Here is a 16693-nt window from a genome sequence, read left to right on the forward strand (position 1 = left end):
AACGTAAGTGGAGGCAAAATCTGCATTTCTGCGGTCATGATTGACCTGGTCCATTGAATCATGTGAAGCCACCTTTTCAGGCATGATTTGTGTCGAGGCCCCGCACGACCCAACGTCTACGTTTACACATGGTTGAAAGACGTTTGATATACTTCAGCCTTTGCCCACTGCTGCCGTAAACTTATGGAAATTGAATTAGATAAAAGCTTTAGAGAAAGGATTTTCCACGCGGTCATTTTTGAAGTCACGGCCAACATTATCATCGCGCTGTCGCTTGCGTGGCTGATGAACGTGTCGGTACTCCAGTCTGGTTCGCTGTCCGTGATATCCGCGCTTACCGCCACGGCCTGGAATTTTGTGTTTAACAAATTCTTTGACGCTCTTCAGAAAAAATACCAGTTTGAAAGAACGTTCCTCGTCCGCGCGCTCCATGCGGCCTGTTTCGAAGCCGGACTTATCATCACGTTAATTCCTGTGGCCATGGTGATGCTGCATTTAACGATGACGGAGGCATTTTTTGTTGAGATTGGTTTGGTACTGTTTTTCCTGCCGTACACGATGCTGTTTAACTGGATTTACGATTACCTGCGCTGGACATTTGTTGGACGGAAACGGTCTGCTATGTAACGAGATATCTGTCACATAGATGCACCTGTGCTCATATTCGACTCCTGTCACCTTCTATACTCTTCATTTCTCTATCGCTTTCAAGGAGTCGATAATGTTTGATCATGTGAAATTTGGCGTCAGCGATTATGAAAAAAGTAAAACCTTCTTCCTCGAGGCGCTTCGTCCGCTTGGTGTCGAACTCATCGATGAAGGCGCGCCGGATTATGGTGTTGAGATGAGCTCTGGCGACGTTTCGCTTTGCCTTTTCCAGACAAATGACAAACCAGCGCCTCTGCATCTGGCGTTTGTGGCCAAGACCCGTCAACAGGTAGATGATTTTTACCATGCCGCGCTGGGCGCTGGCGGACGTGATAACGGTGAGCCGGGGCTACGTTCCTATGGTGAAAATTACTATGCCGCTTTTGTCATCTCGCCTGATGGTCATAACATTGAAGCCGTATGCCATGCGCCGGAAAGTCGGTAGCCCAAATATTTCGCTTGAGAACATTTTAGAAGCTAAATCCTGACAGCCAGTCGCTGGCTGTCAGAGGCTGTCACGATCTGAGGCCAGCACGACGGATACCCCCTTTTCCGATACCGCGCGGATCCACTCCTTATCTGTACCGTCTTCAACGATGATGGTATTCACTGATGATACATCGCCAATCACAAACGACGACGCGGTGTTGATCTTTTCCGGAGACGCCAGAACGACCGTTTCCGCGGCTCTGCCGGAAAATGCACGTTTGATGCATGCCTCTTCGAAATCGCCGGTTGTCAGCCCCGCATCCGGATGAATACCAGTCACGCCCATAAAGAACAGATCTGCATGAATATTCTCTATGCCTTCGATGGCCGCCGCGCCGACCGCAACAATCGAGTGTTTATACAACCGTCCGCCGATCAAAATCACCTCAATGGCAGGATGATCAACAAGCCCCAGAGCAATACTCGGGCTGTGCGTCACCACGGTGATGCGCAAGTCAGGCGGGAAAAAGGTAATCAGCTCCGAGGTTGTCGTGCCACCGTCGATAATCACTACCTGGCCTGATGAAATCAGCTGGGCCCCTTTCCGGGCCACCCTTTTTTTTGCATCCATCTTCACGGATTGCCGTTCGGCAAACGGAGCAATTGCGGAAGATGACGGTAGTGCGCCGCCGTGAACACGCTGCAAACGCCCTTCTGCCGCCAGCTCGCGGAGATCGCGCCGGATAGTGTCTTCAGAGACGTCGAAAAGAATGCTCAGCGCTTTTGACTGGACCTGACCTTCGGCACCCAGCTTTTCAAGGATCAATTGTTTTCGCTGACGAGTGAGCATCCTGTTTTCCTGATGTTGCATGTTTTACCTTGAAAGTGCATGATATTGCTGTTTATGAGTATTACTCTACGTAAGGAGGAACAATCGTGCAATCAAAACGTGCAGATGTGCGCATCATTAACAGTGAAACCCTGTCAGATAACTGGTACATCCTTAAAAAATACACCTTCGACCTGCAGCGCCGTGATGGCGAATGGCAGCGGCAACAGCGGGAAGTCTATGACCGTGGCAACGGCGCGACGATTCTTCTCTACAACCGTGAGAAAAAGACGGTCATCCTGACGCGCCAGTTCCGCTTCCCTGTTTTTATCAACGGACATGAGGACGATTTAATTGAAGCGGCGGCGGGATTGCTGGACAACATGGATCCTGAAAGTCGCATCAAAGCAGAAGCGGAAGAAGAGACCGGTTTCCACGTTACGCGCGTAGAGAAAATCTTTGAAGCCTATATGAGCCCGGGCTCTGTCACGGAAAAACTCTATTTTTATCTTGCCGAGTATCAGCCGAAAGACAGAACCGGCGCCGGCGGCGGGATCAAGGCTGAGGGAGAAGATATCGACGTGCTGGAAATGACTCTTGAAGAGGCATTACGCCGCATTGAAACCGGCAGGATTGTCGACGGTAAAACCATCATGCTGCTTTATCATATTGCCCTGAAAGGCATTCTGTAACCCACTGGTTTAAATCCTGATTTCAATTTGTTTGAACCTGGGAGAAAAGCGTAAAACCTCCTAAATTTTGCAGCCTACTATATTTAGTGAACGATTTCGAAATTCGATAAAAACATCAACAATTCCCTAAGTCATCTGCATTTACCATTCAAAAATCCCAAACGTTCACGAGGCTGCCAGTTGAGGCAGCCTGTCTTATCTGTTGACTGGATTAAAATGCGACTCGCTACAGATAACGAAGCATATTATACTTGCTCCTCCACTCGTACAGGAGGCAGCAACTCACGTGAAGGATACATATTACAACGACTTAACGATCAATACGCAAATTCAGAGTGAGCTGGACGCGTTTTTTGAGGACTTCAAAGGGATCGTCTTCGCCTACGCCATTATGAACAAGAAAGATCCCTCACAGATGAGGATAATCAATAACAGTCCAGAGTGGTTTACTATCTACCTTGAAAAAAAATATCAGTTCATTGACCCTGTTATCATTCGGGCCTTGCGCTGTGTGGAAGATTTTTTCTGGGAAAGTGATGTTGTCCTGTCAGATGGTTATAACCTGACGCGTATTTTCGACGAAAGTGTCCAGTATGATATTTATCAGGGACAGACGTTTCCTCTGCATGACTATTTGAATAACCTTGTTGTCTTATCCGTCATCAGTCCTAAGCATTCTGGGATTGACATTGAAAAATATCGGCCGCATTTTCTACGCTTCCTTGTTCAGTTACACCAGAAGACACTCAATCTGTATAGTCAGCATCAGCAGAAAAAGAATGTTTTCCTGTCGCCACGTGAGCGCCAAATCCTTAAATGGGTCAGCGCCGGAAAAACGTACGCAGAAATTTCTGTTATATTGTCTATTGCTGAGCGCACCGTTAAATTCCATATGGGCAACATCATGAAAAAGCTCGGTGTGAATAATGCAAGACACGCAATAAAACTTGGAACGGAACTCCGGTTACTGGAGGGCTGAGCCTCAGCCACTGGTTATAAATGGCGTAAGTGCTCGAGCATTTCGCGAAGCCAGTGACTGGATTTGTCTTTGCTAATAATGTCTTCAATAATGCTGGTGCTGGCGGGCATATAAATATAGTAAATAACCTCGCCTTTTTCAGAAACACCACGCTGAATAACTTCAACTTTCCAGTTCGCATGGCGAAATATGGCATACATTCCACGACTGGCTACAGCATACATTCCATGATATTTGTTCTTCATGCAATAAATATTCATTGCAAGAAACAATGCTTTACTGGCGGGCACGCCATGCAGACTTGCGGAATCTCGTATTTCTTTATCTAAAAATAAACGGCTCACTTCACAACAAGGAACATCTGCGGGAAAAATAATGGGGTTGTCGAAATAATTATGAAAAATTTCGCTTATCATTGTGGGCTGCGTTGCGTTAATAAATCGTGCGCCGCATAACAGTTGTCCATCATACATACCCAGTAAATATGTCGTGTTATGGGAATCAAATTGATCCTTCTCCATACCTTCGACGCATTCCACTTTCCAGTCGAGTCGGTCCCGAAACGTTTTTCTCCGGAGTCGGTAAAGTTCGCGCGCTAATGCTGGGGGTAAATCATCGTAGTCGTGTAAAAAAAATTCAATGACAGAATTCATGCTCTTGTTCCTGATAATAACACCTGAAACTATTATCACCTGTCTTTTAGGACAGCTTTCATTGTGCCGCATATTCCCTATACTTAAAAAGTACCTGACCACGAAGTTCTCGCAAAACTAAGCGGCCAGGAGGTCAAAGACCTACGAAACACCAGGGATATACCCATCGATGATTATCTAATATTTAAAGTTTCGGGTACAGAGCATAAGAAGCACTTTGCCGATAAAATATTAAAAAACAATAATCATAAAATAATTACAATAAATGTATTGCCCCTTAATCTTTTAAGGGGTAATATTTCCGTTTTATTATTTTTTGCACCTCTCTTCATTTTCAGACTCTGCTGGCTTCATCTGGCCAAACACCCTCGCCAATACCGCTTTGCAGGCATCTGCCTGTGCTATTCTTGCAGAAACATGCAAAACGGAGAATTGATAATGGCCGACTGGAACCCTTCTCTTTACCTGCAATTTGGCGCAGAAAGAACGCGTCCGGCCGCAGAACTGCTCGCCAGAGTTCCTCTGGATGAGGCCGCTACCATCGCGGATTTGGGCTGCGGACCGGGAAACAGCACCGCGCTGTTGAAGCATCGCTGGCCTTCTGCTCACATCACCGGGGTCGATAACTCCCCTGCCATGCTCGAAGAAGCACGCGCCGCCTTACCCGATTGCCATTTTGTAGAGGCCGATATTCGTCAGTACACGCCCGGCCAGCCGCTGAGCCTGATTTATGCCAACGCGTCGCTGCAATGGATTCCGGACCATTACGATCTCCTGCCGCATCTAGTCTCCCAGCTTAAGCTAAATGGCGTGCTGGCGGTCCAGATGCCTGATAACTGGCTGGAACCCACCCATGTGGCGATGCGTGAAGTGGCGCTGGAGCAAGACTATCCAGACCGTGGCCGCGAACCGCTGCCGGGCGTACACGCTTATTACGATATTCTGTCGGAAGCTGGCTGTGACGTGGATATCTGGCGGACAACCTATTATCACAAAATGAGCTCTCATCAGGCGATTATTGACTGGGTAAGCGCCACCGGCCTGCGCCCCTGGCTTCAGGAACTGAACGAGAGCGAGCAGAAACGGTTCCTGAAACGCTACCATGAACTGCTGGAAGAGCAGTATCCGCTCCAGGAAAACGGGCAGATACTGCTGGCTTTTCCAAGGTTGTTTATCGTGGCTCAACGCCAGCCCTGATCCGATTATGAGCGGGCTTCTTTGAGCAGCTGCTGGATAACCTTTTCCTGTTGCTCATAGTCACCTTCGCCAAAGGCGGTATAGCGCAGCTGCCCTTTGGCATCAAAATAGTAATGTGCTGGCCAGTACTGATTGCCGAACGCATTCCAGATTTGATAGTTGTTATCCGTCACCACCCGATACGGCAGTTGCCATTTATTCACCGCATTTTTAACCGACGACAGCGGTTTCTCCCAGGGATATTCCGGGGTGTGAACGCCAATCACCACCAGACCTTGCGGCTGGTACTTTGTGGCCCACTCCCGCACATGGGGGAGCGTATGCTGGCAATTAATGCAGTCCCACGTCCAGAAATCAATCAGTACAACCTTTCCCCGTAACGATTCAGACGTGACAGGGTCACCGTTTATCCACCCTGTTCCACCGCTTAGCGAAGGCAGCTGGCTGCTGGGCTCTGTCATGACTACCGGCTGGAGCTTCACCGGCGCGGTGGCAGGTTTCGCCAGATTCAAGAGCGCCGTCTCAAGACGGTCCGCGACGCCGTTTGCCCCTTTCAGCAGCGAAGTCATCCCCGTCGCGTTCAGGATGACTGCGGCTAACATCGCCACCCCCGCACCCTGACGCAGCTTCGCCATTAGCGCCGATTTTGCTCTCAGTGGTGCCATCAGCGAGCGTCCGCCGAACACGAGTAGACCCAGCATCAGCGCGCATCCGCTGCCATAGGCGGCAAGCAGTGCGCCTGTGGCGATGGCCGAATGCCCCGCAATATTAATGCTGAAAATCGCGCCCAGAATAGGCCCGGCGCAGGGAGACCAGAGCAGCCCAACCGCTAGCCCGGCCAGAAAAGCCGATGCCATTCCGCGCGTTTGCCCGCTACGGCTGTTGAGAACATGTCCCGCGCTGACGGCCGGTCCCGCAATACGCTGGGCGAAAGACGGGAAAATCAAGGCCAGCGCGGCGGTGGCCAGAATGACGAGCGCAATCCAGCGTCCGACAATGGTTGCCTCTGTTATCCACTCGCTGGCGACGGTGACGACCATTGCCACCAGGGTGAACATCACGATCATCCCCGCAAGCAGGGCCAGAATATGCCGACGCTGCCCCTGGAAACCGGCGAACAGGAGTGGAATAACCGGGAGCGTACATGGGCTGAGCAGGCTTATCATCCCGCCCAGAAAAGCGATTACCAGAAACATAGTGACCTCACATGACATGTACTGCGACACTGCAGTGAGGCTATTTCATCGTGCGGATGTGTTCAGGGTATGTGTAAACGCGTGGGTTTTGTCTTGCTCTGTATCGCCCAGGCCGGGAGATACAAAGCCGTACAATTTCACTAACGACGCGGTAGCGTAATGGCGACATCCAGTCCGCCCCCGGCGCGGTTCGCCAGCCTGAGTTTTCCTTCCAGCTGTGCGGTCAGCTGCGCGGCAATCGCCAGGCCGAGTCCTGTTCCGCCGGTATCGCGGTTACGCGAGGTTTCAACCCGATAAAACGGCTGCAGAACCGCCTCCAGCTCGGCTTCGGGTATTCCCGGTCCGTCGTCCATAATGTGAATAATGACCTCGCTGTCCGACGAAACGTCTATCGCAATCGCAGCACGCTCGCCGAATTTGAGGGCGTTATCCAGCAGGTTGGTCATCACCCGGCGAAGCGCCTGCGGCCGCGTGACGATGGGCAAGCGGGTTTCGCTTGCCTGAAAGTGCACGTTTTTACCGATGTCCTGATAATCGCAGGCGATGCTGTTGATCCAGGCGTTCAGCTCCAGCTTCAGTGACGTCTCCTCCAGTGATTCCGATGACCGGGCATACGCAATGCCCTCCCGCACCAGACGAGACATATTATCAAGGTCGTTCAGGAGCTTGTCGCGAAGTTCAGGCTCTCCGGCCATTTCGACGCGCAGCTTCATGCGGGTAATGGGCGTCTGGAGATCGTGAGAAATCGAGGCCAGGATCTGCGCGCGTTCCCGGAGATAAGACTGAATGCGCGCCTGCATGGCGTTGAAGGCATGCGCTGCCCGCTGCACCTCAAGCGGCCCTTTTTCCGTCATAGGCGTGCTGGCCGCCGGATCCAGCGCATCCACCGCGCGGGTAAAGTGTGAAAAAGGCCGTACCACCTGCCGCACGGCGATCCAGGCGCAGACGGCCAGCACGAGCAGCTGCAGGATGAGGACGACCGGGAGCCAGCTGGCGACGGGCGGCATGCGTGGGATCAGGTCAATGGTCAGCGGTGCGCCATCACGTAACGTAAGGTGGGCCTGAATATGTGAAATGGCGCCAGGAACGGCGGTAAAGCTAAGCGGGTAATGCGCGGCCAGCGTCGCTTTTAAGGTTCTGATGGCGTCCTGCGAACGCTTATCCGTCGGCGCTGCGCCGGGTTCCCCTGTACCCAGGATATAACGATAGTTACCTCGTTCAAGCCGCGGCAGCCAGGCGGCGCGTTCGCTGGCCGGTAAGCGGTCTAAAATGGCGACGCTGGTTGCGACATCGTTTTCCAGATTACCGAGCATCACCGTGCGGGCGCTGTGCATGCGTTCAACCATGACCAGCGTCAGGCTCAGGGCGTTAGCCAGCAGCAGACCGGCCAGCACGACGAGCAGCAAACGGGCCAGCAGCGAGCGCGGCCAGATCGTCATTCGTTAACCTCTTTGATGGTCACCGGCATCGTAAAGACGTAGCCTTCGCTGCGCACGGTTTTGATATAGGCGGGCGTGCGGGCATCTTCATTGAGACGCTGGCGAACCCGGCTAACCAGCAGGTCGATTGAGCGTTCAAACAGCTCGGCGTCTCGCCCCTGCGTCAGGTTGAGCAGCTGGTCTCGGGTCAGCACGCGCTGCGGATGGTCAAGGAAAACGCGCAGCAGACGATACTCCGCTCCGCTGAGCGCGACGATCACCCCTTCCGGGTCGATTAAGTGGCGAGCGACGGTATCGAGCTGCCATTCACCGAACATCACCAGACGCCCTGCTTCCGTCACCTGTAAATTGGGCGGCATCGCGCGAAAACGCCGTAAAATCGCTTTAATGCGCGCCAGTAGCTCACGCGCGACAAACGGCTTCACGACGTAATCATCCGCTCCCATCTCCAGCCCCAGGATCCTGTCCGTCTCCTCGTTACGCGCGGTCAGCATCAGAATGGGCAAATCTTTATACTTCCCGACGCGCAGCTCTCGACACAGCGTAAGGCCGTCGTCACCGGGCATCATGATATCCAGCACCACCAGGTCGATATGCTGTTTATCCAGCACGGCACGCATCTCTTTGCCGTTCGCCGCGCCGGAGGCGCGATAACCGGACTTAACGAGATAGTCGACAATCAGTTCACGAATATCCCTGTCGTCATCGACGACAAGGATGTGGTCAATATGTTCCACCGAACTCTCCAGACCGAAGGGTAACGTACTGAAAATAGCACATTTCACAGCTTGTCCGCGTCGATAACCGCCTTAACGAAATCCTGCGGATCTTCCTGAGGCGGATTGTGCCCCACGGTTGCGCCGAAGGTGCGGTGCTCATATTTGCCGGTAAATTTAGCTGCATAGGCCTGCGGTGCCGGATGCGGCGCGCCGTTGTTGCCGCCTTCGATGGTGATCGTTGGTACGGTGATATTCGGCAGCGTGGCCAGTTTTTGCTCGTAGCGGTCGTATTTGCGCTCGCCTTTTTCCAGCCCTAAACGCCAACGATAGTTACTGAGCGTCACCGCGACGTGGTCCGGGTTATCGAGGGATTTGGCGCTGGCGTTAAAGACCGCGTCGCTGAATTTCCAGTCAGGCGAGGCCTGCGACCAGATTAAGCGTGCAAAGTCATGCGTGTTTTTGGCATAGCCTTCAGCACCGCGCTCGGTGGCGAAATAGAACTGATACCACCACTGCTGCTCTGCTTTTGGCGGCAGCGGCTGTTTGCCAATCAGCTGGCTGCTGATGAGATACCCGCTCACCGACACCAGTGATTTTACGCGCTCAGGCCACAGCGCCGCGACGATATCCGCCGTCCGGGCGCCCCAGTCATAGCCTGCAAATACCGCCTGCCTGATATTCAGGGCATCCATCAGATTAACGATATCTTTCGCCATCGCCGAGGGCTGGCCGTTGCGCGGTGTGTTTGCTGACAGGAAGCGCGTGGTACCGTAGCCGCGCAGAGACGGCACAATGACGCGGTAGCCTTTTGCCGCCAGAGCGGGTGCGACCTCGGCGTAGCTGTGAATATCGTAGGGCCAGCCGTGCAATAAAATAACCGGCTGACCGTCCTTCGGACCAATGTCGACATAACCGACGTTCAGATCGCCAGCGTTAATTTGCTGGGGATGATCAAAGGCGGCCGCGAAATTCGTGCCGGTGGCTTCCGCCTGACAGGACATCACGATGCCAAGCGAAACGGTCAGTGCGAGGGTTGAGTAAGCAAGTTTGCTGAACATGTTGGTATCTCCGGTTGAGTACAATTCACGGGGATATCACAACACCTCAATGTATAGCGGATATGTGCGAAAGCGGGTTTATTGCAAGCCTGTGTATGTATCCGGGACGCTGATACAGTGTGATACAAACACAGGCCTTGAAGTCTTAGAGGGAGAGACGGTAGCGGACGTAGTCGTCAGCTTCACCATATTTGTCATAAAGTTTACGCGCCGGATTGTTCTCCCGGGTGACCCAGTACAGTTTCGACCACCCTTCGCGCTTGCCTTCCTCAATCAGAGCGTCAATGAGCGCCTTACCGGCCCCCGCCCCGCGTTCGGCAGCATCAACAAACAGATCTTCCAGGTAGCAGACGGGGGCCGTTGACCATGTGCCTTCATGCAGAATGCACATCGCGAAACCGATGACCTTTTGGTCCTTCTCCACGACCCGGCAGAACATCGATGAATGCGCTGAGAGCGCCCTTTCCCACGTCGCTGCGGTGACGGATTCCTCAAGGTAGCAATCATAAAAATGGGTATAGCCGTCCCACAGCGGTCGCCATTGGGAATAATCGTCTTTGTATAGCGGTCGTACCGTAACAGCCATGTTTTCCTCACATTACAGAGTAATCGCCATTTCAAAACAGCGTAAATCAGCCCCCGCCATACGCGAGTGATGATAGTTTTCGCGCAGCGTCACAAACCCCAGCTTCTGATAAAACGACTGGGCGTTAGGCGTTGCATCAAGCGTCAGGCGGGTTATCCCCCGGCTACGGGCCTCATGTTTGAGGGCCTCAATAATCCGGGTCGCCATGCCTTTGCCTGAGGCTGCGGGCAAGGTGAAAATCGCCTCCAGGCAATGGGTATCCAGATCGAGGTAGCCGGTTGCCGCAACATCGCCCTTTTCATCTTCAACCACGTAAAAAGGGTATTCAATGACCATGTGCCGATAGCGTTCGGGCATCAGATCGGGCGTCCAGCGCGCAATGACCTCAGCGTCGTAACTGGTTGTACAGCCGTGACGAATCGCCTGATTGCGTATATTCCAGAGTGTTTCGGCTTCCTGTGGCGTGGCTTTTCGTAATGTCATAACCTCCCCCTTTAACGGCTTTTTAGCCGCATTTCCCGTGCCAATCTGGCAAGACGCTGAGTACGACAATAGAGCGTAAACAGAACAAAGCCGCTGCCGTTCATCACCACCCGACAAAGTAACAGCGCGAAAGATGCAATGACGTGTGGCCAGAGGCTTCCATCATGAGAAAGCATGACATGTAGAACCTGAACGAGGGTCGTTATCAGCAGGATGATGAACAACGCCATAAAGCCCGACAATCCCGACGTCCTTCCACGAGCCAGTAGTACGCTTGTCACAATGAGCGCGCCTGTCATCGTCAATGATGGTAAGAAAAAGCTCAATGCATGATGTAAAGGTGACAAACCCTGCAACGTGCTGAGAAAAGGCAAAAGGTTTAGCGCAAACGCCACTAAAAACAGAGGTAACAGCATAGCTACCGGGTAAGGATTTTGACGCGGAAGCTCGCTGAGGGGTCGCGAAAAATACCGTTCCAGCTCGGGAGTGGAATTATCCAGAAGGCGGGTATCACGACGAGCAATAGCCTCCTCTATATCTTTACCATGTTGCAGGAGATCCTGGAAAACCCGTCCGGTTAACAAACTCAAAAACTTCATCAGAATACCGCCAGTGACTGAATGGTACCGATAATGTATTTACCGGTCCGTGGTAAGTTACTGGGCGCTGCAATAACGCCGCTCACCGCACTTCCTGCTAATGCTGCGGCACTTGTTACCACTTGCCCAAGTTGTCGAGTGAGTTCTACCTGAACCGGCCCGGTTGGAAAGCGTTTCGGATAAAGACCCGCGCGGATAAGAGCCTTGATTTTTTTGTTGCCAGAACGTCACATAGATGAAAATACCAGAACGCAAACAAAAGCATAACGCCTAAAAAGGGAGATCCGCGGATGACCATACCGACGTTCATGACAGAACGCTTACTGCTAAAACCGCTGGTTGCCGAAGATGCTGCCCAGATACAAACGCTTTATCCGCGCTGGGAGATTGTCCGCTATATGGTCTCTTCCGTGCCATGGCCCTACCCGGATAACGGCGCAGAAAACTATGTCAATAACGTGGCGCTGCCGGATATGGCAAAAGGGATTGCCTGGTTCTGGAGCATCCGGCGACGTGAGGTGCCGGATGAATTGATGGGCATTATTTGCCTGTACGACGTCGAGGATAACAACCGCGGGTTCTGGCTCGCGCCGGAGTTTCAGGGTTTCGGATATATGCGCGAAGCCAGTATTGCGGCGACGGATTACTGGTTCAACACGCTAAACAAATCCGTTTTGCGGGCCCCGAAGGCCGCCGCCAACAGCCGCTCCCGTCGTATTTCGGACAGTAGCGGCATGCGGCTTATCAGAACGGAGAAGAAAGCCTACGTCAGCGGGATGCTGGACTCCGAGCTGTGGGAGATCACCCGCGACGAGTGGAACGCCCGTCAGGTCAGCTGATAGTGCTTATCCGGCATCAGCCTGTCCGGAATGTTCTCTTCATCATTCATCTGCAGCAGATCGCGTTCCATCATGTTGCAGATGGCGTCCAGCGGCAGGTCGTTATCTTCCGTGCCAAACGGGTCTTCCAGCTCTTCCGCCAGGGTGTCCAGCGAAATAAAGGTGTAGGAAATCAGCGCAGAGACAAAGGGCGTCATGTAGTGCAGGTCCACAACCAGCGCGAACGGCAGCATGATGCAGAACAGATATACCGTGCGGTGCAAAATCAGCGTGTAGGCAAACGGCACCGGCGTGGTCGCAATGCGCTCGCAGCCGGAAAGGACGATAGACATGTCGTTCAGACGGTTGTTCAGGCTATGGAACAGAATGTCTGAGAGTTGCCCGTTTCGCCGCCGCACGGCCAGCCACTCCCCCATGATCAGCAAAATACGGTTCGCCGGTGAGTTGGCGTCCATGACTTTACGTAAATCCTCCGCAGCAAGATAACGAGAGAGCTGCTCAGCATTCAGTTCCCGGCGCAGGGTCATGCGCAGACAGTTGGCGAAAGCAATCTGCAGACGGACAAATTCGCCGAGGTGCTTATCGTCGGGTAAGGTGTTTTTTACCTCGCGAAACAGCGAGCGTGCCGCTATCATCAACTGCCCCCGAAGCAGCCTCGCCTCAACGTAGCGGGAATAACAGGCGTTGTTTCTGAAACCCAGAAAGATAGCGATCGCCACGCCGAGAATGCTGAATGGCGCCACGGTAAATTTGATACCGAGCGAGGTATACCACGGTAACATCAGGATAACGGCGATAGAGAGCAGGAAGTTGAGCAGCAATCGGGTATAGATCTTGGGAAGTACCGAACCGTGCCAGACAAAAATCAGTTGTAGCCAGTGCTGTTTAGGACGAACGATCATAGTGAGTTTCAGGCAAGAAAAGAGCGAGGCTATTAAACGTGATCCCCGTCACCGTTGCAAGCTTGTTAACGGGACATTGCATTTTCTCCCCTGATTAGCGAAATTCGCACGGTGCTGCATGTGCTTTTTTAAAAACAAAGCACATAGTATGTTGTAACTAAATGAGACCTATTCAAACCCGGCCGAAGCCGGGTGAATGCATTAGCAAAGCGGTTTAACCGCGGCGCGCATGCCCTTAAGCAGAATGGCATCCAGATCCAGCGTGACCTGGTCGACAAGACCGCTTACCTGCGTCAAGTCCTGCTCCCAGTGTTCGCGTGCGCTGAGCACCGACTGCACCAGTTCACGGGTGCTAAGCTGCCGATCGCGGTGCTGCGCCCACAGCTGCTGATAACGTTCCAGCCAGCGTGCATCATCCTGCACCGGATAGCTCTCCCCGTTACGCTCCGCGCGATAAAACGCGATCAATGCGGCCAGAGCAAACGTCAGGCGAGCCGGTAATTGCCCCGTTGCCTTCTGCCCTGCCAGCAGCTGCGGCAGGATGCGGGTACGGTATTTGGTCATACCGTTAAGCGCGATGGAGAGCAGCTGGTGTCTGATGTAGGGATTACGAAAACGTCCTGTCACCGCACTGGCGAACGATTCCAGCTCGTTACGCGGCAAATCGAGGACCGGGATGATCTCCTGATAAATCGCTTTTTCGACGAACGCGCAGATCTCCGCATCATTCATCGCCTCGCCTACCGTATCCAGCCCGGCCTGGAAGGCGACCGGCACCAGCGCCGTGTGCGCGCCGTTCAGAATGGCCACCTTGCGTTCTTTGTAAGGCCTGATGTCATCGACAATCAGCACGTTTAACGGGTACTTATCCAGACGAAGTTCGTGCGCAAGAGATGCCGGCCCCTGAATCACAAACAGATAAAAATGTTCGGCCGTGTCGAGGAACCCATCGTGATAACCCAGTTCAGCCTCCAGTGCGGCCGCTTCATCGCGGGGATAGCCTGTGACGATACGGTCAACCAGCGTCGAGCAGAAGCTGTTGGCGTCGTTGAGCCACTGAATAAAGGCGGCAGGCAGCGCCCACTCCTGCGCATAGCGCAAGACGAGTTCACGCAGTGCGTCACCGTTGTAGTCAATCAGCTCGCAGGGAATGATGATCCAGCCCTTGTCAGCCGCACCGTTGAAGTGGCTAAAGCGCTCAAACAGCAGACGCGTCAGCTTCGCCGGATAGCTCACCGCAGGGGCATCGTCGACGCTGTCACCCGCGTGGTAGCTGATACCCGCTTCGGTGGTGTTCGAGAATACAAACCGCATATCGGGATTGTGAGCCAGTTTCAGAAATGCGCCATAGTCGTCATAGACGCTGATTTCCCGGTTAACGGAGCGGATCAGCCGGGCCTCGCTCACCGCCTCGCCCTGCTCATTCAGGCCACGAACGATCGTGGTGTACAACCCATCCTGGGTACTTAACGACGGCGGGAAGTCGCTCTGAATCGGGCGTACGATTACCACGCCAGCGTCAAGATCGGTATGTTCGTTTAACAGGTCAATTTGCCAGTCGACAAACGCACGCAGGAAATTGCCTTCACCAAACTGAATGATGCGTTCTGGATAGTGCGCACCGGGAAAATCACGACGGTTGAGCGTGTTCACAAGGGGATTCCTTTTATGATTAGTCATACAGCCTGATAAGATTGGTACGATAACTTATCAAAACTTAACGACCAGAAACCCTGTTTTGATCAATCCGCGGTGCGGTTGTGCAAAATAATTATAAGAGCTTATAAAACACAGAGGTGGCGGTCAGGGCGCCGTCAGGCATCAGCGCGTAGCGCGGGATCTCACCAACCTTTTGCCAGCCGGCACGCAGGTAGAAAATTTCGGCCCCGCTGCCGGTGGAGGTATCGAGCACCAGCACAGAAATGTCTCTGGCCCGGGCCTCAGCCTCCAGCGCTTCCATTAACGCCAGTGCGGCCCCTTTTCGACGCGCTTTTTCATGCACCAGCAGCTTCGCCACATCCGCCCGGTGCGGCTGGTTTTCCGGCTGGTCTGCGATCAGCTGCACCGTTCCAATGACCCCGTCCTGCGCATCGACGCAGGCAAGCACCAGCCGCTCGCCTCGCGCGACGCTTTCGGCAATACCGCGCCAGAAAGTACGGGCCTTGTCGAGGCTAAAAGGAAGCATAAAGCTGACGGATGCCCCGCCGTTTACGCAGTTTTCGAGGATCCCGGCCAGCGCATCAAGATGGATGAGGATCTCTTCCCGGGTGAGGGTTTTGATTTGCAGTGAGGTATTCATTGTTTTTCCTTACGTTGAATACGCTCACTTTGGGTTTGACAACTTATTAACGCAAGCGGTTCGGACATAGGCTTTTATTATGTCACCGGGCGCGCTGGCGCTGCTGCTTCATGGCATACATCTTTTCATCGGCATCTTTTAACCACTGTTGCAGGTCGTTGCCGTTATGATCGAATTCACTGAGCCCCCATGAGAAGTTTAGCGACCATGGGTGAAGCTTGCGGGCGTTATAGCTTTCCACCTGCTCGGCAAGATACTGCATGGCTATCCAGGCGCCCTGCTCGTCGGTATCCGCGAACAGCACCGCGAACTCATCCCCGCCAAAACGCACCAGCATATCGGCCTCACGGAAAGCGCTGCGCATCAGCTGCGCCATAACTTTCAGCGCCTTATCGCCCTCTTCATGCCCGTAGCGATCGTTAATCTCCTTAAAGCGATCCAAATCCAGCCAGCCGAGCGTCAGCGGCTCCGCCCGGCGTCGGGCAACCGAAAGCGTAAACCGCACCAGCTGATTAAAGCCCCGGCGGTTGAATAAGCCGGTTAACTCATCCGTGGTCGCCGCGCTGATGGCGGCAAACTCATCTTCTGCCAGCGCGCCCAGGTCTCCCAGCACGGCAAGATCGGCCGCCGAGAACTCACGGGGGGCGTAATCAATCAGACACAGCGAGCCCACGCTGGCGCCGTCACGCAGGCGCAGCGGGAAGCCCGCATAAAAACGCACGCGAGGTTCCCCCGCCACCAGCGGATTATCCGCAAAACGATCGTCCTGCAGCATATCCCCTACCACCAGCGGTGCTTCGGTGAGGATCGTATGGCCACAAAACGAGATATTACGCGGAACGGTGTCAGGCGCCTTGCCATCGGCCGACTTCACGATCAGCGAGTGCTCATCAATGAGGTTGACCATTGCCAGCGGCACCTGGAAGAAGCGCTTCGCCAGACGCGTAAGCCGGTCAAACGCCGGGGAACTGTCGATCTCAAGCAGACCTGATTCGCGCAGCGAGTTCAGTCTGTCTGTTTCATTTTCAGGGGTTGCAGGTGCTTTCATAATGTCTCCTGACGTAAAGCGTTACTAAAGCGTAGCTTAAACAGTGACATTGTCAGTGTTCTGACAGTCTGTTAAGCCACTTGCTATTCACGTCAATG

General features: G+C 53.3%; 19 protein-coding genes. 6 read left to right on the plus strand and 13 right to left on the minus strand.

Going from position 1 to position 16693, the window contains the following annotated elements:
• Positions 1-183: 183 nt before the first annotated feature.
• Together ACVCAM_RS05170 and ACVCAM_RS05175 are read left to right on the plus strand one after the other, a co-directional pair.
• Complete coding sequence (locus ACVCAM_RS05170; protein WP_046092201.1) at positions 184-627, plus strand: PACE efflux transporter; 444 nt, start codon at positions 184-186, stop codon at positions 625-627.
• Positions 628-721: 94 nt separating this feature from the next.
• Positions 722-1093, plus strand: a complete 372-nt coding sequence (locus ACVCAM_RS05175; RefSeq protein ID WP_055321905.1) for a VOC family protein — start codon at positions 722-724, stop codon at positions 1091-1093.
• 60 nt (positions 1094-1153) lie between these two features.
• Here the strand turns inward: ACVCAM_RS05175 and ACVCAM_RS05180 are convergent, their stop codons facing one another.
• Complete coding sequence (locus tag ACVCAM_RS05180; RefSeq protein ID WP_021242483.1) at positions 1154-1927, minus strand: DeoR/GlpR family DNA-binding transcription regulator; 774 nt, start codon at positions 1925-1927, stop codon at positions 1154-1156.
• An 86-nt stretch (positions 1928-2013) separates the two neighbouring features.
• Between ACVCAM_RS05180 and ACVCAM_RS05185 the strand changes: the two genes are divergently transcribed.
• A complete protein-coding gene (locus ACVCAM_RS05185) occupies positions 2014-2598 on the plus strand; it encodes an NUDIX domain-containing protein (RefSeq protein WP_023292410.1) in 585 nt (194 codons plus the stop codon).
• 286 nt (positions 2599-2884) lie between these two features.
• Positions 2885-3577 carry a helix-turn-helix transcriptional regulator gene (locus tag ACVCAM_RS05190; RefSeq protein WP_447093547.1) on the plus strand — a complete coding sequence of 231 codons (693 nt, stop codon included), beginning with the start codon at positions 2885-2887 and terminating at the stop codon, positions 3575-3577.
• Between the two features lie 14 nt (positions 3578-3591).
• Here ACVCAM_RS05190 and ACVCAM_RS05195 read toward each other — a convergent pair whose 3' ends face one another.
• Complete coding sequence (locus ACVCAM_RS05195; RefSeq protein WP_032674790.1) at positions 3592-4230, minus strand: acyl-homoserine-lactone synthase; 639 nt, start codon at positions 4228-4230, stop codon at positions 3592-3594.
• A 438-nt stretch (positions 4231-4668) separates the two neighbouring features.
• Here ACVCAM_RS05195 and tam point away from each other — a divergent pair, with 438 nt between their 5' ends.
• Entirely contained in the window at positions 4669-5427 is a 759-nt protein-coding gene (tam, locus tag ACVCAM_RS05200; RefSeq protein ID WP_407223352.1) for a trans-aconitate 2-methyltransferase, read from the plus strand.
• A 5-nt stretch (positions 5428-5432) separates the two neighbouring features.
• Here tam and ACVCAM_RS05205 read toward each other — a convergent pair whose 3' ends face one another.
• The 7 genes from ACVCAM_RS05205 to ACVCAM_RS05235 form a co-directional block, all read right to left on the minus strand.
• Complete coding sequence (locus ACVCAM_RS05205; protein ID WP_407223351.1) at positions 5433-6623, minus strand: cytochrome c biogenesis protein/redoxin; 1191 nt, start codon at positions 6621-6623, stop codon at positions 5433-5435.
• Positions 6624-6763: 140 nt separating this feature from the next.
• Complete coding sequence (locus ACVCAM_RS05210; protein WP_214574306.1) at positions 6764-8062, minus strand: ATP-binding protein; 1299 nt, start codon at positions 8060-8062, stop codon at positions 6764-6766.
• Positions 8059-8799, minus strand: a complete 741-nt coding sequence (locus ACVCAM_RS05215) for a response regulator (RefSeq protein WP_045335759.1) — start codon at positions 8797-8799, stop codon at positions 8059-8061. Before ACVCAM_RS05215 ends, ACVCAM_RS05210 begins: the two co-directional genes overlap by 4 nt.
• A 44-nt stretch (positions 8800-8843) precedes the next feature.
• Positions 8844-9839 carry an alpha/beta fold hydrolase gene (locus tag ACVCAM_RS05220; protein ID WP_407223350.1) on the minus strand — a complete coding sequence of 332 codons (996 nt, stop codon included), beginning with the start codon at positions 9837-9839 and terminating at the stop codon, positions 8844-8846.
• Positions 9840-9984: 145 nt separating this feature from the next.
• Positions 9985-10425, minus strand: coding sequence for a GNAT family N-acetyltransferase (locus tag ACVCAM_RS05225; RefSeq protein ID WP_032674786.1), 441 nt, complete (start codon positions 10423-10425; stop codon positions 9985-9987).
• 12 nt (positions 10426-10437) lie between these two features.
• Positions 10438-10908, minus strand: coding sequence for a GNAT family N-acetyltransferase (locus ACVCAM_RS05230; RefSeq protein WP_045415930.1), 471 nt, complete (start codon positions 10906-10908; stop codon positions 10438-10440).
• Between the two features lie 11 nt (positions 10909-10919).
• The gene (locus ACVCAM_RS05235) at positions 10920-11507 is read right to left on the minus strand and encodes a hypothetical protein (protein ID WP_045415933.1); all 588 of its coding nucleotides are present in this window, start codon (positions 11505-11507) and stop codon (positions 10920-10922) included.
• Between the two features lie 290 nt (positions 11508-11797).
• On the opposite strand from ACVCAM_RS05235, the gene ACVCAM_RS05240 reads away from it, so the two are divergent.
• Positions 11798-12346, plus strand: a complete 549-nt coding sequence (locus ACVCAM_RS05240; RefSeq protein ID WP_046092676.1) for a GNAT family N-acetyltransferase — start codon at positions 11798-11800, stop codon at positions 12344-12346.
• On the opposite strand, the gene ACVCAM_RS05245 is transcribed toward ACVCAM_RS05240, so the two are convergent.
• From ACVCAM_RS05245 to ACVCAM_RS05260, 4 genes are all read right to left on the minus strand, one after another.
• Positions 12334-13248: a bestrophin family protein gene (locus tag ACVCAM_RS05245; protein WP_407223349.1), complete on the minus strand. Its 915-nt coding sequence runs from the start codon at positions 13246-13248 to the stop codon at positions 12334-12336. The two genes, ACVCAM_RS05240 and ACVCAM_RS05245, sit on opposite strands and share 13 nt — an antisense overlap.
• Before the next feature lie 201 nt (positions 13249-13449).
• Positions 13450-14901, minus strand: coding sequence for a tagaturonate reductase (locus ACVCAM_RS05250; protein ID WP_407223348.1), 1452 nt, complete (start codon positions 14899-14901; stop codon positions 13450-13452).
• Positions 14902-15019: 118 nt separating this feature from the next.
• Positions 15020-15547, minus strand: a complete 528-nt coding sequence (locus ACVCAM_RS05255; protein WP_407223347.1) for a GNAT family N-acetyltransferase — start codon at positions 15545-15547, stop codon at positions 15020-15022.
• Positions 15548-15629: 82 nt separating this feature from the next.
• Positions 15630-16595, minus strand: a complete 966-nt coding sequence (locus tag ACVCAM_RS05260; RefSeq protein ID WP_039266395.1) for a sensor domain-containing diguanylate cyclase — start codon at positions 16593-16595, stop codon at positions 15630-15632.
• Between the last annotated feature and the right edge of the window lie 98 nt (positions 16596-16693).

This window comes from Enterobacter sp. CFEC122, assembly GCF_052983755.1.